At 40.5% G+C, this 19944-nt stretch carries 20 protein-coding genes and 1 tRNA gene; 1 reads left to right on the top strand and 20 read right to left on the bottom strand.

Annotated elements, in window-relative coordinates; all coding sequences use genetic code 11:
• Positions 1-95 precede the first annotated feature (95 nt).
• The 9 genes from eno to AC4E8C_RS19875 form a co-directional block, all read right to left on the bottom strand.
• Complete coding sequence (eno, locus tag AC4E8C_RS19835; RefSeq protein ID WP_490208350.1) at positions 96-1394, bottom strand: phosphopyruvate hydratase; 1299 nt, start codon at positions 1392-1394, stop codon at positions 96-98.
• 24 nt (positions 1395-1418) lie between these two features.
• Positions 1419-2951 carry a 2,3-bisphosphoglycerate-independent phosphoglycerate mutase gene (gene gpmI / locus AC4E8C_RS19840; RefSeq protein ID WP_490208351.1) on the bottom strand — a complete coding sequence of 511 codons (1533 nt, stop codon included), beginning with the start codon at positions 2949-2951 and terminating at the stop codon, positions 1419-1421.
• Positions 2944-3705, bottom strand: coding sequence for a triose-phosphate isomerase (tpiA, locus tag AC4E8C_RS19845; RefSeq protein WP_490208352.1), 762 nt, complete (start codon positions 3703-3705; stop codon positions 2944-2946). Before tpiA ends, gpmI begins: the two co-directional genes overlap by 8 nt.
• Before the next feature lie 103 nt (positions 3706-3808).
• The gene (locus tag AC4E8C_RS19850; protein WP_490208353.1) at positions 3809-4993 is read right to left on the bottom strand and encodes a phosphoglycerate kinase; all 1185 of its coding nucleotides are present in this window, start codon (positions 4991-4993) and stop codon (positions 3809-3811) included.
• A 115-nt stretch (positions 4994-5108) separates the two neighbouring features.
• Positions 5109-6116: a type I glyceraldehyde-3-phosphate dehydrogenase gene (gap, locus tag AC4E8C_RS19855; RefSeq protein ID WP_490208354.1), complete on the bottom strand. Its 1008-nt coding sequence runs from the start codon at positions 6114-6116 to the stop codon at positions 5109-5111.
• Positions 6117-6166: 50 nt separating this feature from the next.
• Positions 6167-7189 (bottom strand): sugar-binding transcriptional regulator, encoded by a 1023-nt coding sequence (locus AC4E8C_RS19860; RefSeq protein WP_490208355.1) that lies wholly within the window; start codon positions 7187-7189, stop codon positions 6167-6169.
• Positions 7190-7321: 132 nt separating this feature from the next.
• Entirely contained in the window at positions 7322-7582 is a 261-nt protein-coding gene (locus AC4E8C_RS19865) for a glutaredoxin family protein (RefSeq protein ID WP_490208356.1), read from the bottom strand.
• Positions 7583-7642: 60 nt separating this feature from the next.
• Positions 7643-8965 (bottom strand): RNA polymerase factor sigma-54, encoded by a 1323-nt coding sequence (rpoN, locus tag AC4E8C_RS19870; protein WP_490208357.1) that lies wholly within the window; start codon positions 8963-8965, stop codon positions 7643-7645.
• Positions 8966-9094: 129 nt separating this feature from the next.
• Positions 9095-9166: transfer RNA gene (locus AC4E8C_RS19875), tRNA-Arg, on the bottom strand.
• A gap of 206 nt (positions 9167-9372) precedes the next feature.
• On the opposite strand from AC4E8C_RS19875, the gene clpP reads away from it, so the two are divergent.
• Entirely contained in the window at positions 9373-9978 is a 606-nt protein-coding gene (gene clpP / locus AC4E8C_RS19880) for an ATP-dependent Clp endopeptidase proteolytic subunit ClpP (protein WP_490208358.1), read from the top strand.
• Between the two features lie 252 nt (positions 9979-10230).
• Here clpP and AC4E8C_RS19885 read toward each other — a convergent pair whose 3' ends face one another.
• The 11 genes from AC4E8C_RS19885 to hisH all read right to left on the bottom strand — a co-directional run bounded on the left by AC4E8C_RS19885 (position 10231) and on the right by hisH (position 19936).
• Positions 10231-10488: an HPr family phosphocarrier protein gene (locus AC4E8C_RS19885; RefSeq protein WP_490208359.1), complete on the bottom strand. Its 258-nt coding sequence runs from the start codon at positions 10486-10488 to the stop codon at positions 10231-10233.
• A gap of 64 nt (positions 10489-10552) precedes the next feature.
• Positions 10553-11506, bottom strand: coding sequence for a DNA-binding protein WhiA (gene whiA / locus AC4E8C_RS19890; protein WP_490208360.1), 954 nt, complete (start codon positions 11504-11506; stop codon positions 10553-10555).
• Positions 11507-11624: 118 nt separating this feature from the next.
• Positions 11625-12611 carry a gluconeogenesis factor YvcK family protein gene (locus AC4E8C_RS19895; protein ID WP_490208361.1) on the bottom strand — a complete coding sequence of 329 codons (987 nt, stop codon included), beginning with the start codon at positions 12609-12611 and terminating at the stop codon, positions 11625-11627.
• Positions 12608-13501 carry an RNase adapter RapZ gene (gene rapZ, locus AC4E8C_RS19900; protein WP_490208362.1) on the bottom strand — a complete coding sequence of 298 codons (894 nt, stop codon included), beginning with the start codon at positions 13499-13501 and terminating at the stop codon, positions 12608-12610. Before rapZ ends, AC4E8C_RS19895 begins: the two co-directional genes overlap by 4 nt.
• A 34-nt stretch (positions 13502-13535) precedes the next feature.
• Positions 13536-13994, bottom strand: coding sequence for an NUDIX hydrolase (locus AC4E8C_RS19905; RefSeq protein ID WP_490208363.1), 459 nt, complete (start codon positions 13992-13994; stop codon positions 13536-13538).
• A 356-nt stretch (positions 13995-14350) separates the two neighbouring features.
• Positions 14351-15301, bottom strand: coding sequence for a thioredoxin-disulfide reductase (trxB, locus tag AC4E8C_RS19910; protein ID WP_490208364.1), 951 nt, complete (start codon positions 15299-15301; stop codon positions 14351-14353).
• A 141-nt stretch (positions 15302-15442) separates the two neighbouring features.
• Entirely contained in the window at positions 15443-16936 is a 1494-nt protein-coding gene (locus AC4E8C_RS19915) for a tetratricopeptide repeat protein (RefSeq protein WP_490208365.1), read from the bottom strand.
• Positions 16937-17218: 282 nt separating this feature from the next.
• Positions 17219-17833, bottom strand: a complete 615-nt coding sequence (gene hisIE, locus AC4E8C_RS19920) for a bifunctional phosphoribosyl-AMP cyclohydrolase/phosphoribosyl-ATP diphosphatase HisIE (RefSeq protein ID WP_490208366.1) — start codon at positions 17831-17833, stop codon at positions 17219-17221.
• Positions 17830-18591: an imidazole glycerol phosphate synthase subunit HisF gene (gene hisF / locus AC4E8C_RS19925; RefSeq protein WP_490208367.1), complete on the bottom strand. Its 762-nt coding sequence runs from the start codon at positions 18589-18591 to the stop codon at positions 17830-17832. The genes hisIE and hisF overlap by 4 nt, the downstream gene beginning before the upstream one ends.
• Positions 18588-19313 (bottom strand): 1-(5-phosphoribosyl)-5-[(5-phosphoribosylamino)methylideneamino]imidazole-4-carboxamide isomerase, encoded by a 726-nt coding sequence (gene hisA, locus AC4E8C_RS19930; RefSeq protein ID WP_490208368.1) that lies wholly within the window; start codon positions 19311-19313, stop codon positions 18588-18590. Before hisA ends, hisF begins: the two co-directional genes overlap by 4 nt.
• Positions 19310-19936 (bottom strand): imidazole glycerol phosphate synthase subunit HisH, encoded by a 627-nt coding sequence (gene hisH / locus AC4E8C_RS19935; protein WP_490208369.1) that lies wholly within the window; start codon positions 19934-19936, stop codon positions 19310-19312. The genes hisA and hisH overlap by 4 nt, the downstream gene beginning before the upstream one ends.
• Positions 19937-19944 lie beyond the last annotated feature (8 nt).

Below are 19944 nucleotides of genomic sequence, written 5' to 3' on the forward strand. Positions count from 1 at the left end.
AATAGTCGTTATTGTGACGGCTCTCGGGAAATAAAAAACCCCTGGCCAAGTGGTATTGCCACATAGTCAGAGGTTTCCATTAGATATTTGAAAAATTATTTTTTCAAGTTATAGAAAGATTTAAGTCCGTTGTATTGGCTTGTTTCGCCTAATTGGTCTTCAATGCGAAGCAATTGGTTGTATTTAGCCACACGATCTGTACGAGATGGCGCACCTGTCTTAATTTGACCAGCATTTGTTGCGACAGCGATGTCTGCAATTGTGTTATCTTCTGTTTCACCAGAACGGTGGGAAACAACAGCTGTATAGCCAGCACGTTTTGCCATTTCGATTGCATCTAAGGTTTCAGTTAACGTACCGATTTGGTTAACTTTGATTAGGATGGAGTTACCGATTCCTTTTTCAATACCTTCAGCAAGTTTCTTAGTATTTGTTACGAACAAGTCATCGCCCACTAATTGAACTTTTTTGCCAAGGCGCTCTGTTAATAATTTGTGGCCTTCCCAGTCGTTTTCATCTAAGCCGTCTTCAATTGAGATGATTGGGTATTTAGAAGAAAGTTCTTCGTACCAGTCAACCATTTCTGCTGAAGTCTTAACAACACCTTCGCCAGCAAGATGGTATTTGCCGTCTTCTTTGTTGTAGAACTCAGAAGATGCTGCATCCATTGCTAAAAATACTTCTTGGCCAGGCTTGTAGCCAGCTTTTTCGATAGCTTCTACAATCGTTTGAAGGGCTTCTTCGTTAGAGCCTAAGTTTGGAGCGAAACCGCCTTCGTCACCTACAGCTGTGTTAAGGCCTTTGCCTTTAAGAACTGTTTTTAACGTGTGGAAAATTTCAGCACCCATACGAAGTGCTTCTTTAAAGCTTGGTGCACCTACAGGCATGATCATGAATTCTTGAATGTCTACGTTGTTGTCGGCATGTTCGCCGCCATTCACAATGTTCATCATTGGTACTGGAAGTTGTTTTGCGTTAACCCCGCCAAGGTATTGATATAAAGGAAGTCCAACATATTCAGCTGCTGCACGTGCAACCGCTAAAGAAACACCTAGTATCGCATTTGCGCCTAATTTTCCTTTGTTTTCAGTACCATCTAATTCAATCAATGCATTATCTACGGCTACTTGATCAAGAACGCTGAATTCTTCACCCACAAGGTGTGGAGCAATAATGGTATTTACATTTTCAACGGCTTTTTGTACACCTTTTCCAAGGTAACGTCCTTTATCACCGTCACGAAGCTCAACTGCTTCGTATTCACCAGTAGAAGCACCACTTGGAACTAAAGCGCGGCCAAATGCACCTGATTCTGTAGTTACTTCAACTTCAATTGTAGGGTTACCACGGGAATCTAATACTTCACGAGCGTATACATCAATAATATATGGCATTTAATTTCTCTCCTTAAAAATAAATTATTTTATTAATGAAGTACCAGTCATTTCGGCTGGTTTTTCAACGTTTAACAAGTCTAAAATGGTTGGCGCTAAATCGCCAAGAATTCCGCCTTCACGGAGTTCTACACCTTGTTTCGTTACAATAACAGGAACAGGGTTCGTCGTATGTGCTGTCATTGGTGTACCTTCAAGGGTGACCACTTCATCGGCATTACCATGGTCAGCCGTCACAATGGCTGCTCCGCCCTTTTCAAGGATTAAGTCAACAATTTTACCTAAACATTCATCGACCGTTTCAATGGCTTTGATCGTTGGCTCTAACATACCTGAGTGTCCAACCATATCTGGATTAGCGAAGTTTAACAAAATGCAATCAAATTTATCATTTTTAATTTCATTGAGTAATGCCTCGGTTACTTCATATGCGCTCATTTCAGGCTGAAGGTCATAGGTAGCAACCTTAGGAGAATTAATTAAAATTCGTTCTTCTCCAGGGAATTTGGCTTCACGGCCACCGCTCATAAAGAACGTTACATGCGGATACTTTTCCGTTTCGGCAATTCGAAGCTGTTTCAAATTATTTTGTGATAATACTTCACCTAACGTATTATCCAAGTTTGTTGGTTTAAAAGCAACATATCCGTCTACTGATTCACTAAAGTGTGTTAAGCAGACAAAGAATAGATGCTTTGGATGCTTAGGTCCGCGGTCAAAATCACGGAAATCTTCGTTTGTGAATGTATTAGAAATTTGAATGGCACGGTCAGGTCGGAAATTATAAAAGATGACAGCATCATTATCTTGAATCGTTGCCACTGGCTGCCCATCTTCTTTTGTAATAACAGATGGTAAAACGAATTCGTCAAAAATTCCATGCTCATAAGAATCTTTTACAACATCTAATGGGTTCGAATAAGATGGTCCTTCGCCGTACACCATGGAACGATAGGATTTTTCAACGCGTTCCCAGCGCTTATCGCGGTCCATAGAGTAATAACGGCCGGAAATGGTTGCGAATTCACCCACGCCATATTCCTTCATTTTGTCCAGTGTCTGTTGAATATATGTCTCTGCTGTTTTAGGACCAACATCCCGCCCATCTAAGAAGGCATGGATATATACTTTTTCTACGCCTTCTTCTTTAGCAAGTTTCAGCAGGGCAAACATATGCTGAATGTGACTGTGAACGCCCCCATCAGACAATAAGCCAAATAAATGAAGGGCAGTCCCATGTTTTTTTACATGTTCCATTGCTCCTGTAAAGGTTTCATTTTTTTCAAATTCACCTTCACGAATAGCAATATTTACACGGGTTAAGCTTTGGTAAACAATCCGGCCGGCACCAATATTTAAGTGACCAACCTCTGAGTTACCCATTTGGCCTTCAGGCAGTCCAACCGCCTCACCTGATGCGGTTAAATGAGAATGTGGATAGGTGCTCCATAACCGGTCAAAGTTTGGCTTTTTCGCGTGTGCAACAGCATTCCCTTTTGTTTCATTCCTGCAGCCAAAACCATCAAGGATGATTAATGCAACTGGAGATTTACTCATACTGTCCTGCCTCCAGTAACTTTAAGAAAGATTGTGCTTCAAGGCTTGCTCCGCCTACTAATGCACCATCAATATCAGGCTGTGCCATATATTCTTTAATGTTTTCTGGTTTCACGCTGCCGCCGTATTGAATTCTTACAACATCGGCAACATCTTGAGAGAATTGCTGCGCAACCACTTGGCGGATATGGGCACAGACTTCGTTTGCATCTTGAGATGTCGATGATTTACCAGTGCCGATAGCCCAAATTGGTTCATAAGCAATTACTGTTTGTTTTACTTGATCTTCAGTTAGACCTGCCAATGCTTTAGCTACTTGATTGCCCACTAATTGATTGGTTTCACCGTTTTCACGCTGTTCTAACGTTTCTCCACAGCAAACAATTGGAGTTAAATTGTATTTAAATGCAGTAATCGCCTTTTTGTTAACAGACTCATCCGTTTCATTAAACATTTCACGACGTTCAGAATGTCCAATAATAACATATTGAACTCCTAGGTCAGCAAGAGCTTTCGGGCTGATTTCCCCAGTAAAAGCACCGCTTTCCTCAAAGTGCATATTTTGAGCACCAACTTTTACCTCACTGTCCTGTGTTACTTCAACAAGGCTTTGTAAAAATAATGCAGGTGCGCAAATAACAGATTCCATCTTATCGGAAGAAGGAACAAGCCCTTTTACTTCCTCTGCAAAACTTTTCGCTTCGGAAAGAGTTTTGTTCATTTTCCAGTTACCTGCAATAATTGGTTTACGCATGGTGACACATCCTTTCTTAGTACGTTTTATTGCAATTGTTTTTATTTTATATAATCTTTTCTATCCTAGCCAGCATTGTTAGGAAAGGTTCATACATTGTCCATTATTTATCGTTTAATGCGACAACCCCTGGAAGTGCTTTACCTTCCATAAACTCTAGAGAAGCGCCTCCGCCTGTAGAGATATGGCTCATTTTATCAGCCAAATTGAACTTTTCAACTGCTGCTGCTGAGTCTCCGCCGCCGATCACTGAGTATGTACCTTCTGATTGTGCAAGTGCTTCAGCTACAGCTTTTGTGCCTCCAGCAAACTTATCAATTTCAAATACACCCATAGGTCCATTCCAAATAACAAGTTTTGATTTTTGAATCACTTCGCGATAAATCTCAGCTGTCTTTGGACCAATATCAAGTGCTTCCCAATCAGATGGGATTTCTTCAATTGCGACCACTTTAGAATTAGCATCTGCAGAGAAATCATCCGCAATGACTGCGTCGACCGGCATGTAGAAATTAACACCTTTTTGTTTTGCTTTTTCCATAAAGGATTTTGCCAAATCAATCTTATCTTCTTCAAGCAAGGACTTTCCAATTTCATGACCTTGTGCTTTTACAAAGGTATAAGCAAGTCCACCGCCAATAATGAGGTTATCTACAAGCTCAAGAAGGTTTTCGATAACGCCAATTTTGTCCTTTACCTTCGCACCACCAATGATCGCTGTAAAAGGACGTTCTGGATTAGAAAGTGCTTTACCAAGAACATCAAGTTCTTTTTCCATTAAGAAGCCGGATACAGCAGGTAAATTATGGGCGATTCCTTCCGTTGAAGCATGGGCACGGTGTGCTGCTCCAAAGGCATCATTAACATACACATCAGCAAGTTCCGCAAATGCTTTAGCTAATTCTGGATCATTCTTTTCTTCTCCAGGATAGAAGCGCACGTTTTCAAGAAGAAGGACATCGCCTTCATTCATTTCAGCAATTAATGCCTTAACAGAATCACCATATGCCTCATCAGCTTTTTTCACGTCTTTACCAAGAAGATCAGAAAGTCTTACTCCAACTGGAGTTAACCGCATTTCTTCAACGACTTTCCCTTTTGGACGGCCAAAATGGCTGGCTAAAATAACTTTTGCCCCTTGTTCCATTAAGTATTGAATGGTTGGTAAGGCAGCACGAATCCGCGTTTCATCAGTGATTTTTCCATCCTGCATTGGGACGTTAAAATCCACCCGGCAAAATACGCGTTTTCCTTTTACATCGATATCTTTAAGTGTTTTCTTATTCATGTAAAGGACCTCCATCTATTTTGGCTTTTTACAATAAAAAAGGAGGGGGAATCCTCCCCGCTCCCCTTTGGAATACCATGCATGATTATAGATTGTTAAGAATAACTGCTATCAATTAAAGTCCTTTTGAAGCAATGTAATCTACAAGGTCAACAACACGGTTAGAGTAACCAACTTCGTTGTCATACCAAGATAATACTTTAACCATGTTTCCTTCAAGAACCATTGTAGATAAACCATCAACAGTTGAAGAAACAGTAGCACCATTGTAATCGCTAGATACTAATGGAAGATCGCTGTAAGCTAAGATACCTTTTAATGGACCTTCAGCAGCAGCTTTTAATGCTGAATTAACTTCATCAGCTGTTACATCTTTTTCTAATTCAGCAACTAAGTCCACAACAGATACGTTTGGAGTTGGAACACGCATTGCCATACCATTTAATTTACCTTTAAGTTCTGGTAATACAAGAGCAACGGCTTTAGCTGCACCAGTTGAAGTTGGGATCATGTTCTCAGCTGCTGCACGTGCACGACGGTAGTCCTTGTGTGGTAAGTCAAGGATTTGTTGGTCATTTGTGTATGAGTGAACTGTTGTCATCATACCGCGTTTGATGCCGAAAGTATCATTTAATACTTTAGCAAATGGTGCTAAACAGTTTGTTGTACAAGAAGCGTTTGATAAAACGTGGTGGTTAGCTGCATCGTATTTCTCTTCGTTAACACCCATAACGATTGTAATATCTTCGTTAGTTGCTGGAGCAGAGATGATAACTTTTTTCGCACCTGCTTCAAGGTGTTTTGCTGCATCTTCACGCTTTGTGAAGCGGCCAGTTGATTCTACAACTACATCTACGCCAAGGTTGCCCCAGCCAAGTTGTGCTGGATCGCGTTCAGCGATAACTTTTACTTTTTGTCCGCCAACAACTAGGTATTCACCGTCAACAGTTACGTCTTCTGAAAGAGTTCCGTGAACTGTATCATATTTTAAAAGGTGTGCAAGCATGTTTGCATCTGTTAAATCGTTAATTGCAACGATCTCGATATTGCTATTGTTTAAAGCCGCACGAAACACGTTACGACCAATACGTCCAAATCCATTAATACCAACTTTTACTGTCATGATTAATTTCCTCCTTTAATTAGGTAAAGATAAATTTATTTAAAAAGGATTTACCCTTTCAATAACCTCTTTGCTACCCCTTCATCTGTAATAAGTACAGTTGATGATGGTGCTTGTTTTAAATATGCTTTAATGGCCTTTGCCTTTGATGCTCCGCCTGCGACAGCAAGTACATGAGGGATATGTGTCAAGTCTTCCAGTTGTAATCCAATCGTAAGCACCTTATGAACGATCTCGCCTTGTTCATTAAAATAATAACCAAAAGCTTCGCCAACAGCCTTCCCCTCTTCAAGCTTCCGCTTAATTTCAGGGTTCGTCTTTCGCCGTTCAGCCATTGTGATAGCATCTCCAATTCCATGGATAACCATGCTAGCTGACTGAATTAAATTTAAAACTTCATGAATATCAGGCTCTCTGATTAAGGACTCATAAATTTCTGAACTAACCTGATCTGGAACATAGAAGACACGATGTTTTGAGTCGGTATTTTTGGCCATATTCGAGCAAATCGTGTTTGCTTGATTATCGACATCCTCACCAACTCCGCCTCGAGCTGGGACAAATAAAAGTTCCTTATCCGTAGTCGAAGGTGTTAATCTTTCCGCCACAGCGGCCATGGTTGAGCCACCCGTTACAGCGATAATATTTTTTCCCTCTAGAAGTTTTTTCATGCAAATGGCAGTCGCTTTGCCCAACTCACCTTTAACCATTGGTGATTCATCACTATCACCTGGTACGATGATTACCTTCTTGATGCCAAGCCGGTGTTTTAATTCCATTTCCATTACATCAATACCCTTTAGCTCTCGCATTAAACCTTCCAAATCCTCTAGTAAATTTTTCCCTTCAGAAGTTAAACTCATTCCAATATTATTGATATAAATAAGATTTTGCTCTTTAAGGAAATCTACTTCACTACGAAGAATTCTTTCAGTAAACCCAAGACTAACAGCTAAACTCCTTCTCCCTACCGGCTGCATAAAACCGATGTAACGAAGGATAGAATATCTTTTTTGTAAGACAAGAAGAAGGTCGGGTAATAATCTTTTTTGGATATCAATGAATGACTGCACGTTTCGCATGCTCCTTTATTATATGTAGTTGGTCAAAAAATGTCCACCATAGACATATTATGTCCCACCTACGCTAAAAAAAATCACCCCTAGTACGATTACATTGTAACAGGAGTGAAAATTGATTTCAACTTATTTACTTAGAAATTTTTCTTGCAAACGATTACTTATGTCAAATTTGTCAATATAGCCGAATCCAACCTCTTCGCCATTGATGTGAACGACTGGTATCATTAATCCATAACGTTCCGTTAACTCGTCACTCTGCTGAATATCCAGTTCCTTTAACTCAAAATCAAAGTTGTTTTTTAATTCAAGCAGCGTTGCTTTTGCTTTGTCACACAAAGGGCAGCCATTTCGGGTGTATAAAGTAATGGTCTTGGTCTCTGTCATCCGTTTATTCCTTTCCTTAATCCTTGTTTAAATCCATTTTATCACTTGGTTATGCAAGCGTCATTTGAACCGCTTCCGCTTTGCAGAGGACGGAATCCCTAACTGGTCGCGGTATTTAGCTATCGTCCTTCTAGAAACAACGATTCCCTTTTGCTGCTTCAATTGTTCCACAATTTCTTGGTCAGACAGCGGCTTCTCCTTGTTCTCTTGATCAACTAATTTATTTATTTCATTTTTCACTTGCGTGGAAGACGTGGTTTCATCCTCCGATACGGTCTGAATTGTACTAGTGAAAAATGTTTTTAGAGCATACGTACCAATGGGGGTTTGCACATATTTTTCTCTTACTGCCCTGCTCACCGTTGATTCATGTATATCCAATTCTGCAGCAATCTCCTTCATTGTCATCGGGACTAAAGATTGCACCCCTTTTTGAAAAAACGCCGGCTGCTTTTCTATAATCTTAGTAACTACCTTCGTTAGTGTCTCTTTCCGCTGCTCGATGCTTTTTAAGATCCATTGGTAATCCTGAACTTTATCTTGCAAAAAACGGTTAACATGAGTATCTTGATTGTTAAACTTCTTATAATACTGTTCATTAAAGCTTATCCTTGGGTAGGTATCATCAAACATCCGGACCGACAGTCCCTCCGCTGTATGTTCTACAATTGCATCAGGAATAATGTAGGATGTCGCTTCCTTTTGCAAGTTAGCTGTTGGTTTTGGATTAAGCAGCTGGATATCATCAAATACATCTTGGATCTCTTTAAGTGTGATCCGTAGTTCTTTCGAAATTTGTTTCCACTTCTTTTCAGCAAATGGGACGAAGTAATCGGCGATAATTTTTTGCGCCAATTCATTGTCTGGATTTTTATAATAGATTTGCATCAGCAGGCACTCTTGGAGATTCCTTGCCCCAATCCCAGCTGGTTCTAATGTTTGAATCACTGCAAGACATTCTTCTACTACCTCTTCGTCCACTTGAAGCTTCAGTGCTAGTTCCTGTATGTCACCTAAAAAGTAACCGTTTTCATCTAAACTATGAATAAGGTAATGAATCACAGTTAATTGCTCATCCGATAAGTTAGTTATTTTTAATTGTGAAAGTAAGTACTCTTCCAATGAAAATGGTTTGTCAGCGATTTGCTCAATCCAATCCTTTTCCGTCTTTTGATGTTTCCGTCGGTTCCGGTCCATTAGAGGATTCATTGGCTTGACATTCACATTTTCAATTTGTAATAAGGGATTCTCCAGTGCTTTATCTTCTAAAAACGCTGTGAGCTCCTGGGCTGAGTATTGCAACAAGGCAATAGCCTGAGATAACTCCTGCGTCATTGCTAATTTTAACGTTTGCTGTTGCCATAACCCTGGCTTTACGTCCATCCGAATCTCCTCCTGCTCCTATTTTACACGATGAAGAGAGATTCGTGTGAAGAATTTGGAATACACTTTAGTAGATGGAAGAAAAAGAAAAGACCACCCGTTTATAAGAAAACAGGTGGCCTTTATTGATGCGCTCGGCGAGAATCGAACTCACATTTTAAGCTTCGGAGGCTTACGTGCTATCCGTTGCACCACGAGCGCATGTATATTTGCGACTTTTCTATTATATGTTATATCCTTCTTGATTGCAAGTAAAGAATAGGTTTTAAAGTCGGATAAAATGGTTATGCTTATTTAGGGAAAGATGTCGAACTTTTTAAAAGTCAATATGTTTGACCTTTATTGACCATCAGTGTATGATACAAGTACATAAGCTTTTACCTTTTCTAATCAAAGGAGGAAGAAAAATGAATTTGATTCCTACAGTTATTGAACAAACAAACCGCGGCGAAAGAGCCTATGACATTTACTCCCGTCTGTTAAAAGACCGGATTATTATGTTAGGAAGCGCCATCGATGACAATGTGGCTAACAGCATTGTAGCACAATTATTGTTCCTTGAAGCGGAAAATCCTGAAAAAGATATAACTCTTTATATCAACAGCCCAGGCGGAAGCATAACAGCCGGAATGGCCATTTATGATACCATGCAGTACATAAAAGCAGATGTATCAACCGTATGTATCGGTATGGCGGCTTCAATGGGTGCATTCCTGCTTACAGCTGGACAAAAAGGAAAACGCTATGCACTTCCAAATGCTGAAGTAATGATTCACCAGCCACTAGGCGGCGCTCAAGGTCAAGCTACAGAAATTGAAATTGCAGCTAAGCGTATTCTTTTCCTTCGTGAAAAATTAAATGGAATTATTGCAGAGCGCACTGGTCAATCGCTAGAAGTTATTAGCAGAGATACAGACCGCGACAATTTCATGACAGCTGAAAGAGCGAAAGAATATGGCTTGATTGACAGCATTATTACTCGTAAACCAACTGAAAATGCAGAGAAAAAGTAAGTTGTAAAAGCAATCGGCTTTGTGGCCGGTTGCTTTTTTTATGGACATTTAGGGTTGGATCCGCCGACTTTTCAGTTTTTTTCGCCACTTTTTAGATTAATTCCGCGGATTTTCCACTTATTCCCGCCAACTTTTGAATTAATTCCGCGGACTTTCCCATTTATTCCGCCAACCCGTTCTTCTACCCAGCGTTTAATCTGAATTATAACTAAAAAAAGGATCCAGCTTCTATTGAAGCCAAACCCTTTCTGATTAATGTTCGTTCTGAATGAAATCCGATAAAACGCTGATGGCATTTTCTTCATCATCGCCGTCAGCAATAATATTAATAACGACTCCGGAGCCCACCGCCAGACTCATAAGTCCCATAATACTCTTCGCATTAACTTTTTTTCCATCCTTTTCAAGAAAAACATCTGCAGAAAATCGGTTTGCTTCCTGCACAAAAAGTGCCGCAGGTCGTGCTTGAAGACCAGTTTTCAATTTTACTTCTATTTCTTTAACCAACATGTAAAATTCCTCCTCAGGTAAATTCTCTATAGGCATGATTCTAATTTATTCATTATTTCACAAACTATGATTGTTTTGCTGTTAATTCTCCTGTACGCAGTTTATCCGCAATCTCATCAATTTTTCGTAAGCGATGATTAATCCCTGACTTGCTAATCGTCCCCCCTGATACCATTTCCCCTAACTCTTTTAGTGTGACATCAGGATATTGGACGCGAAGTTCGGCAATTTCTCTCAGTTTATCAGGTAAAATTTGCAAACCAACGGAAGAATTAATGAAGCGAATGTTTTCCACCTGCCTGATCGAAGCACTAATGGTTTTATTGAGATTAGCGGTCTCACAGTTTACAAGGCGGTTAACAGAGTTCCTCATGTCTCGAAGAATACGAACATCTTCAAAGCGAAGCAAGGCATTGTGAGCACCAATAATATTTAAAAACTCCGTAATTTTCTCTGCTTCCTTTAAGTACGTAATAAACCCTTTTTTACGCTCAAGCGTTTTACTATTTAGTCCAAATGTATTCATCAACTCGCATAAAGAATCATTATGTTCTTTATATAACGAGGCAATTTCTAAATGATAAGAAGAAGTTTCAGGGTTGTTGACAGATCCACCAGCAAGAAATGCTCCGCGCAGATAAGAACGCTTACAACACTTCTTCTTTATTAGGTCTGGGGAAATGTCATGAATGAAGGTAAATCCTTCCCCTAATATTTTTGTATCTTCAAGAATTTTTTTGGCCTGGTCATTTAAACGCACAATATAGACATTATTTTTCTTCAGGCGCATCTTCTTCCGAACAAGCAGCTCCACTTGCACATCGTAACTCTTTTTTAGTAATGTATAAATTCTTCTGGCAATTGCAGCATTTTCTGTTTGTATATCGACAATTAACTTTCGATTAGAAAAGGAAAGGGAACCGTTCATGCGAATCAACGCCGATAGTTCGGATTGAATGCAGCAAGTTTTCACTTCCAAGTTAGTTAATTCCTTTTTTGTCTCTGAAGCGAAAGACATCCCCTCACCACCTTTTTGAACACAAGTATTCGATTAAATAAACTTTCATTGCATTATTTTTAAAAATTATCCATAACTACGCCAACTTAATTACATTATTTATGAAGTCTACTACCATCTACGATTCATAACGCTTTTTGGTTTCAGTAATCAGCAAATTATATAAAATATTTGCTACCTTTTTGGGATCATGCCTTAATGCCCCATTTTCCTGATAGGCAATATCGGCATGAACCACTTCAAGCCCAAGCTCGGAAAGTTGCGGCATATCATACTGCACAGGGTCGGCCAATTCTTCATTATACCGGAGCTGAATATCCGGCGGAATTTCTTCATTATTCACAAGAATGGTATTAATAAAGGCACAGTTCATGTGATCATAGATTGCCTTCACATGATCGCTTGCCGTAAAGCCATGGGTTTCTCCTGCCTGGGTCATCAAATTGCAAATATAAACCTTTTTTGCATGGGAGTGACAAACCTCATCCCCTAAACGAGGAACCAAAAGGTTCGGCAGTATACTTGTATACAAACTTCCTGGACCAATAATAATTAAATCAGCCTGACGAATCGCTTGAATCGTCTCCGGTAAGGGACGTATATGATTTTTGGAAGTTAAAAAAACTCTTTTAATTCTTTTACCCGAGTAAGGAATTTTAGATTCCCCTGACACAATGGCACCGTCTTCCATCTCAGCATGCAAAATGACGCTTTGATTGGCAGCAGGGAGTACCTTCCCTCGGACATTTAAGATTTTACTCATTTCTTGGATGGCATGGACAAAATTCCCCGTAATCGACGTCATGGCTGCTAGAATAAGATTGCCTAGTGAATGCCCAGAAAGTTCATTCGAGGTCTTAAATCGATGTTGGAACATTTCTTCAACAAGCGGTTCAACATCTGACAATGATGCCAATACATTACGAATGTCGCCTGGTGGAGGAATATGTAAATCCTCACGCAAGCGCCCTGAGCTGCCTCCGTCATCCGCAACTGTCACAATGGCAGTAATATCAACAGGATATTGTTTTAATCCGCGCAATAACACGGGTAATCCTGTTCCGCCGCCAATGACGACAATTCGTGGCTGTCCTAACTCTCTCATGTTGTTTTATCCTTTCTCCTCTCAATGTCACGATGAGAAACAATCGTCTTATAATCTTTTTGGAAAAAGCGGCCAATATATTCCGCTAATGTAACCGACCGATGCTGCCCGCCCGTACATCCAATTGCAATAACGAGCTGTGCTTTACCTTCCCTTTTATAATGGGGAAGCATAAAGGTAAGCAGGTCAGTTACTTTTTCCAAAAACTTTTGCGTTTCATTCCATTTTAAAACGTAACTCGAAACCTCTTCATCCAAACCTGTTTTTGGCCTCATATGATCAATATAGTGAGGATTTGGCAAGAAGCGGACATCAAAAACAAGATCGGCATCGATTGGAATCCCATATTTAAAACCAAATGACATGACATTGACAGTAAAGATTAATTGTTTATTTGCCGTAAATTCGGTTAATATTTTTTCACGTAACTCCCGCGGTTTCATTTGTGAAGTGTTATAAATTAACTGGGCGCGTCCTTTTAACTCTTCTAACAGTTCCCGTTCCAGTGTAATTCCTTCTAGGGGGGAGGCCGACTGTGCCAGCGGATGTGATCGTCTTGTTTCCTTATATCTCCGTACTAACGTTGCATCATCTGCATCTAAAAATAATATTTGCGGTGTTAGCCATGATGTTTCGGCCAATTCATCTAATGCCTTAAAAAGATGATCAAAAAACTCTCTTCCGCGTAAGTCCATCACAAGTGCCACTTTATTCATCTTATTCCCCGATTCCTTCATAAGTTCAAGGAATTTTGGAAGCAGTGTTGGAGGCAAATTATCGACACAGAAGAATCCTAGATCTTCAAAACTTTGAATAGCGACAGTTTTTCCAGCCCCGGACATTCCGGTAATAATGACCATCTGAATTTCACTTGTCGAACCAGTACTCATTTCATTTCCCCCCATTTATTTCTTTCCTAGCCGATTAACTTGGATCTAATCGATAACTAATCAGTTGAAAATCACTTGTATAAGTAAAAGTGCCGTAAATAATCCCTTTGCCATGAACCATATAATCAAGGATATGTAAATCTCCTGCGGCCATAGGCAAGGCTTTTATTTGGTCTATTGACTGCCAAGCTAACTTTCCTTCTTCAGATTCCTCTAAATCGACACCATCTGAATCGGTAGCAACAAAGGTAAACATCATCCATTCTGATAAAAGCTCATCGCTTTCTTTCATAATCATGGTGAAAATTCCCTTTAATTGTGGATTTTTCAAATAAATCCCCGTTTCCTCACGATATTCCCGGATGCAAGAATCACGAACTGATTCGCCTGGCTCCATTTTCCCTCCTGGAGCAACCCACCAGCCGCGACGCGGTTTCTGTAGCAATAATATTTGATTATTTCTTATCAATACACAATTAGTAACCCGCTGCATTGTTTTCACCTTCTTAATGAAGCATAAGTGCCTATTTCTAAACACTTGCTGAATATCAGCCAGACAATTCATATATTCATTTCATTATACTATTTTTAGGAAACAGTCACAATGAATACAAAATTGATATTTCTGTTAATTATTTCTGCTAATCCGGCCTTTTTTACTCCCATTCAAAAAAAATAGCACAAGCTACTGAGCCTGTGCAAAAAAGGTATTTATTTTAAAGGGGGTCAATTACCCTTATATTACCTTATTTTTATTTCACTACTGTTACAGGAGAATTAAAACAGAGTTACTTTTTTGTAAAGTAATCATTCACAAATTCCTTTATAGTGCAGCTTTTCAGAAACCGATTAGTTCTTTAATTTCATTTCCTCTTTAAGTTCTTCAACAAAATGCTGGGCACTTTGGGCGGCAATACTTCCGTCGCCTGTAGCTGTCACAATTTGACGAAGTGTTTTTTCACGAATGTCACCTGCAGCAAAAATACCTGGGACCTTTGTTTCCATCCGGTCATTGGTTTCAATATAGCCGTTTTGATTGGTAATCCCTAGATTTTCAAATGGTTTAGAAAGTGGTACCATTCCTACGTATATAAAGACTCCATCTGCTGGTAATTCCCGTTCTTCCCCATTTTCTGTTGAAACAAGTGTGACGCTTCCTACTTTACCGTCTTTATTATTAATAGATTTCACGGTATGATTCCAGATAAAATCCACCTTTTCATTAGCAAAGGCACGGTCTTGAAGAATTTTTTGGGCCCGCAGTTGATCGCGTCTGTGAACGATTGTCACCTTTGATGCAAAGCGTGTTAAATAAACGCCCTCTTCTACTGCAGAATCGCCGCCGCCAATGACAAACAATTCTTTTGTTTTGAAAAACGCTCCATCACAAACAGCACAATAGGACACACCGCGTCCACCAAGCTCTTTTTCACCTGGAACACCGAGCTTCTTATACTCTGCACCTGTTGTAATGATAACCGAGTAGGCTTTATATTGTTTTGACCCAGCGGTTATCAATTTGTAATCACCATGGTCAACAATTTCTTTAATATCGCCATATGCATATTCGGCGCCGAATTTTTTCGCATGTTCAAACATCTTTGTTGATAAATCTGGACCTAAAATACTATCAAACCCTGGATAGTTCTCAACATCCTCCGTATTGGCCATCTGCCCGCCTGGCATACCACGCTCAATCATAAGTGTTGAAAGATTTGCTCTTGATGTATAAACAGCTGCTGTCATTCCTGCCGGACCAGCCCCAGCAATGATCACATCATAAATTTTTTCTTCAGACATGTTGTCACTCCCTTTTAACAGCGGTAACCCGCTTTCGCTTTATCATATAAAAAAATACGATTAAGTATTAGTATTCCCTACTTAATCGTATAAAACAATCGCTTTATAGTCCAAAAATCTGCTCATATTAAGGCACATGGACTATTGCAAAAAACTATTGACTAGCTTCACATATTTACCAAGAGTGGCAGTTGAGATGCCATATAACTCCGCTACTTCCTGCTGTGAAACTTTTTCACTGCGGAGCTTATGCCATACATACTCAACAGCCCCCGCCCAAGCGCGCTTATTTTTCAAAACGACACCTGCTTTGCAGACCTCAACAAACACGGAAAACCACATCAGGTACAATCCGGACTCTTTTACATCAATCGGCTGGTGATTTTCATAAAAAATCTCAGCAATTTCTTGAGCAGCAGCGGCCGGTGTCGGTTTCCCTAATCTGATTAAGGAGATATATTCTTTTTCCAACTTCGTGAATTTCTGATTTTGAACGAGCCTTTTCGAAGTTATGATTTCTTCTTTTTTACTTGAAACGGTGGTCAAGAACAGTGCAAATAACCGCTCTTCCACATAGTCACTTTCAAGTTTTTGAAAAATCGATCCGGTTAGGCTTTCAAAGCCCTTGGCCGGCGTATTTTCGAAATTCCACGGTTCTGACCCATCTTTGTCAGGCGTGTATTCAAGGACCATTTTCCACATGTTTTTCGCAAAATTTTCGTGTCCGGTGTAGTAAGCTGCGTAAGAAAGCCAATAATAAAATGGGCCATCCCCGTCATAGCCATGTTTATATAATCTCTTCAACCATGTATAAGCCAGCTCATACTCTCCCACTAATGCAAATGTAGCACCTAACTTAAATTGATGCTCACTTAGCAGGGGTTGAATTTTTTTCAATGATTGAAGCATTCCGTTGACACTATTCGTCTGCCCTTGATAATGAGCAAAGACAAGTCTATTACAAAGAGCATGAAGATTTCCAGGATTCCGCACCAACACATCATCTAAAATCGCTTCCGCTTTTTCCACTTTTCCTAAATAAAAGTAAGCGAGGGCCAGATTGTTGTAAGCAGACCAGTACTCTGGATATTCCTGTACGACATCTTTTAATAACTCGATTGCTTTAGGAAAATAACCAGATTCCAAAAGTTCGCGAGCTTGCTCTTGTTTAAAAATTAAATCATCCTGCTCATAAGGTTCCTCGTCAAATTCATCAGACTCCAACGAGAGTACATCCAGCAGATCCTCTGCGTCTTCCGAAAAATCGCCTTCTGGGTCCAGCTGTAAATAGAGCTTGCTATGATGGTATGCATCTTTAAAAAATCCCAAATGGGCATAATTATTTGCTAGAAAGTAATGGCATTCTGCCATATCAGGATCAAGCTCTTCAAGGACATGATGCAAGAGTCGGTTGGAATTTTCAAACTCACCCAGTTCTGTTGACACAATGGCCAACTGGCATGTAATCATCGGTTCACCCGGCTCAAGCTGAATCGCTCGTCCAAGATATTTTTTAGCTTTTATAAAATCACGTCGATGGTATGCCTTTAAACCCTTCGTGAAATAATATTCCCCCGTAGGAACAAATGACAATAGTTTTCCCTTTTGAATTCTCGCCTTCGCGTCTTTCACCATGAGGTCCTCCATATTTTTTAACATAACTTATGCATTATACCACATAAAGGCGTGTTCGAGAAGGAATCGTAAAAAGAGAATTTCATATAGCCGATTTACATTAATTGTAGAATTCTTCTCTGACTTTGTAGAATAACTCTTATTTTTGTAGAATCCATCCTCGTTTTTGTAGAATAACTCGTTTTTTTGTAGAATCCATCCTCGTTTTTGTAGAATAACTCGTTTTTTTGTAGAATCTCTCAGAAAAAAGCTTCCTCCGTTCAAAAATAAAACCGGTCCCCATTAGGACCGGTCTTTGTGTCTTTGCTCAAGTGTACGTAAAACCTCTTTGAATGGCAGTTCTTGTTCCACCAGCAATACCTGGAGGTGGTAGAGCAAATCAGCAGCTTCCCACTTAAGCTCCTCATGACTTCGATTTTTCGCTGCAATGATGACTTCAGCCGCCTCTTCACCAACTTTTTTCAAAATTTTATCGACGCCTTTTTCAAAAAGGTAGGTTGTATAGGCACCTTCTGGGCGTTCCTTCTCACGCTGCAAAATGACTTTTTCAAGTGACTGCAGGATCTGATAATCTCCCAAGTTTGAACCCTCGAAAACTCGTTCAGAAAAACAGCTGACTGCTCCTGTGTGACAGGCAGGACCTTTAGGATAAACAAGAACCAATAACGCATCTTGGTCACAATCATAGTTTACACTGACAACTGTTTGTGTATTTCCGCTGGTCTCTCCCTTATGCCATAATTCCTGGCGAGAGCGGCTGTAAAACCACGTTTCTCCGGTTTCCAGTGTTTTCTTCAGAGATTCCTCGTTCATATAAGCAAGTGTTAACACTTCTTTCGTTCCAGCATCTTGAACAATGGCAGGGACTAGTCCCTTTTCGTCAAATCGAACATTCATCGTATGCTCACTCCTTTTTCTCGTAAATATCCTTTTACTTCGTGGACAGACGTTTCTTTGTAATGAAAAATGGAGGCAGCTAAGGCGGCATCGGCTTTTCCTTCCAAAAATGCCTCTGCAAAATGTTCCGAATTTCCTGCACCGCCTGAAGCGATAACGGGAATGGTCACGGCTTCACTTACTGCCTTCGTCAAGGCAAGGTCGAAACCATTTTTCTCGCCGTCACTATCCATACTAGTTAATAAAATTTCACCCGCACCCAATTCGGCTGCGTCTACTGCCCACTCTACCACTTTTTTATCGGTAGGTGTCCGGCCGCCATGGGTAAAGACGCGCCAAGTCCCGATTTCCGGATCAAACTTTGCATCAATGGCGACCACAATGCATTGGGAGCCAAAGTAACCGGCACCTTCCTTAATCAGATTGGGATTCAAAACAGCCGCCGTATTAAGCGAGACTTTGTCAGCACCGGCTCTTAGAATTCTCTTCATGTCTTCCAATGCATTGATTCCTCCGCCAACCGTAAACGGAATCGCTAGCTCGGAAGCAACTGCCTTGACGACCTCCACCATTGTTTTCCTGCCCTCGACAGATGCGGAAATATCAAGGAACACTAGCTCGTCTGCACCTTGTTCATCATAAAATCTTGCAAGTTCCACCGGGTCACCCGCATCGCGAAGCTGAACAAATTGGATACCTTTGACAACCCGGCCCTCTTTTACATCCAGGCAGGGGATAATCCGCTTCGTTAAGGTCATGATAATCCCACCTCTTCCAGGGCCTGCTTTAGGGTAAACCGGTTTTCGTAAAGGGCCTTTCCCACAATCGCTCCCCTGATTCCTTTTGCTGCAATTGCCTGTAAATCGGCAAGACTGCTTACCCCGCCAGAGGCAATTACATTTCTCCCCGTAACCTCTGCCATTTCATATACAGCTTCAATATTAGGGCCTGCTAGTGTTCCATCAGTAGCTATATCTGTAAAAATAAATGTCTCTGCACCTGCATCAGCAAAGCGTTTGCCAAGCTCAGTAGCTTTAACGGTTGAGGTATCCAGCCAGCCATGTGTGGCGACATAGCCATCTTTTGCATCAATTCCAACAGCAATTTGTCCGCCATACTTTTTAATCATTTCTATCGCAAAGTCGGGTTTGGAAACAGCGATGCTGCCAATGATAACGCGGTTGACACCTTGTTCAAGATAATGGTGAATGTCTTCTTCTGTTCGAATCCCACCGCCAATTTGAATTTTAGCCTTTAATTTTTGCGCGGCTTCTATTACAAACCGGTCATTCACCCGCTTGCCATCCTTGGCGCCATCCAGGTCTACCATATGGATCCATTCTGCGCCATCCGCGGCAAAACTTCTTGCCATATCAAAAGGGGAATTGCCATAAATGGTTTCTTTGTCATAGTCGCCTTGCAGAAGACGAACGCAATTACCGCCACGCATATCAATGGCTGGATATATGGTTAAGCTCATTGGACCACCCTGCTTTCCTCAACCATCTGTAAAAAGTTATCTAGTAATGCCATTCCAAGCTTGCTGCTTTTTTCAGGGTGAAATTGCATCCCAAAAACATTATCTTTTCCAACCACTGCGGATACCTTTTCGTGGTAATCAGCTTTAGCCAGGAGTACCTCCGAATTTTCTGCGTCTACATAATAGGAATGAACGAAATAAACGTAATCCTCATTTAGATTTTTGAGGATTGGTGACTCCTTTACAAATTCAAGCAGGTTCCAGCCCATGTGGGGAACCTTGTAGGCTTTGCCTTCTTTGGTTGTACCTGGGAACCGTCGGACATTCCCTGGCAACAATCCCAGCCCTTGGGTTGGACCATTTTCTTCACTATTTTCAAACAAAAGCTGCATGCCGAGACAAATACCAAGAAGCGGTTTTCCTGTTGCTGCAAATTCTTTGATTGTATCTACCGGTAAGCGTTCCATTGCATCGCGGAAAGAGCCAACTCCTGGAAGAATTAAGGCGTCTGCCTGAAGCAGCTTGGTTTTCTCAGCAGAAATGAAATAATCAGCACCCAGCCGTTCAAGCGCCTTGCTAACACTAAAGAGATTTCCCATGCCATAATCCACAATGCCAATCATGTATCTGT

The organism is Neobacillus sp. SRL179, assembly GCF_984799095.1.

Excerpts from the sequence above, each read along its gene's own strand:
- clpP (WP_490208358.1), top strand. The coding sequence starts at position 9,373 with ATGAATTTGATTCCTACAGTTATTGAACAAACAAACCGCGGCGAAAGA.
- AC4E8C_RS19885 (WP_490208359.1), bottom strand. The coding sequence starts at position 10,488 with ATGTTGGTTAAAGAAATAGAAGTAAAATTGAAAACTGGTCTTCAAGCA.
- gap (WP_490208354.1), bottom strand. The coding sequence starts at position 6,116 with ATGACAGTAAAAGTTGGTATTAATGGATTTGGACGTATTGGTCGTAAC.
- whiA (WP_490208360.1), bottom strand. The coding sequence starts at position 11,506 with ATGTCTTTCGCTTCAGAGACAAAAAAGGAATTAACTAACTTGGAAGTG.
- hisA (WP_490208368.1), bottom strand. The coding sequence starts at position 19,313 with ATGAGCTTAACCATATATCCAGCCATTGATATGCGTGGCGGTAATTGC.
- rpoN (WP_490208357.1), bottom strand. The coding sequence starts at position 8,965 with ATGGACGTAAAGCCAGGGTTATGGCAACAGCAAACGTTAAAATTAGCA.
- hisF (WP_490208367.1), bottom strand. The coding sequence starts at position 18,591 with ATGACCTTAACGAAGCGGATTATCCCCTGCCTGGATGTAAAAGAGGGC.
- gpmI (WP_490208351.1), bottom strand. The coding sequence starts at position 2,951 with ATGAGTAAATCTCCAGTTGCATTAATCATCCTTGATGGTTTTGGCTGC.
- hisH (WP_490208369.1), bottom strand. The coding sequence starts at position 19,936 with ATGATTGGCATTGTGGATTATGGCATGGGAAATCTCTTTAGTGTTAGC.
- rapZ (WP_490208362.1), bottom strand. The coding sequence starts at position 13,501 with ATGAGTACTGGTTCGACAAGTGAAATTCAGATGGTCATTATTACCGGA.
- trxB (WP_490208364.1), bottom strand. The coding sequence starts at position 15,301 with ATGTCTGAAGAAAAAATTTATGATGTGATCATTGCTGGGGCTGGTCCG.
- AC4E8C_RS19895 (WP_490208361.1), bottom strand. The coding sequence starts at position 12,611 with ATGAGAGAGTTAGGACAGCCACGAATTGTCGTCATTGGCGGCGGAACA.
- AC4E8C_RS19865 (WP_490208356.1), bottom strand. The coding sequence starts at position 7,582 with ATGACAGAGACCAAGACCATTACTTTATACACCCGAAATGGCTGCCCT.
- AC4E8C_RS19915 (WP_490208365.1), bottom strand. The coding sequence starts at position 16,936 with ATGGTGAAAGACGCGAAGGCGAGAATTCAAAAGGGAAAACTATTGTCA.
- eno (WP_490208350.1), bottom strand. The coding sequence starts at position 1,394 with ATGCCATATATTATTGATGTATACGCTCGTGAAGTATTAGATTCCCGT.
- AC4E8C_RS19850 (WP_490208353.1), bottom strand. The coding sequence starts at position 4,993 with ATGAATAAGAAAACACTTAAAGATATCGATGTAAAAGGAAAACGCGTA.
- AC4E8C_RS19905 (WP_490208363.1), bottom strand. The coding sequence starts at position 13,994 with ATGCAGCGGGTTACTAATTGTGTATTGATAAGAAATAATCAAATATTA.
- hisIE (WP_490208366.1), bottom strand. The coding sequence starts at position 17,833 with ATGAATGTTCGATTTGACGAAAAGGGACTAGTCCCTGCCATTGTTCAA.
- tpiA (WP_490208352.1), bottom strand. The coding sequence starts at position 3,705 with ATGCGTAAACCAATTATTGCAGGTAACTGGAAAATGAACAAAACTCTT.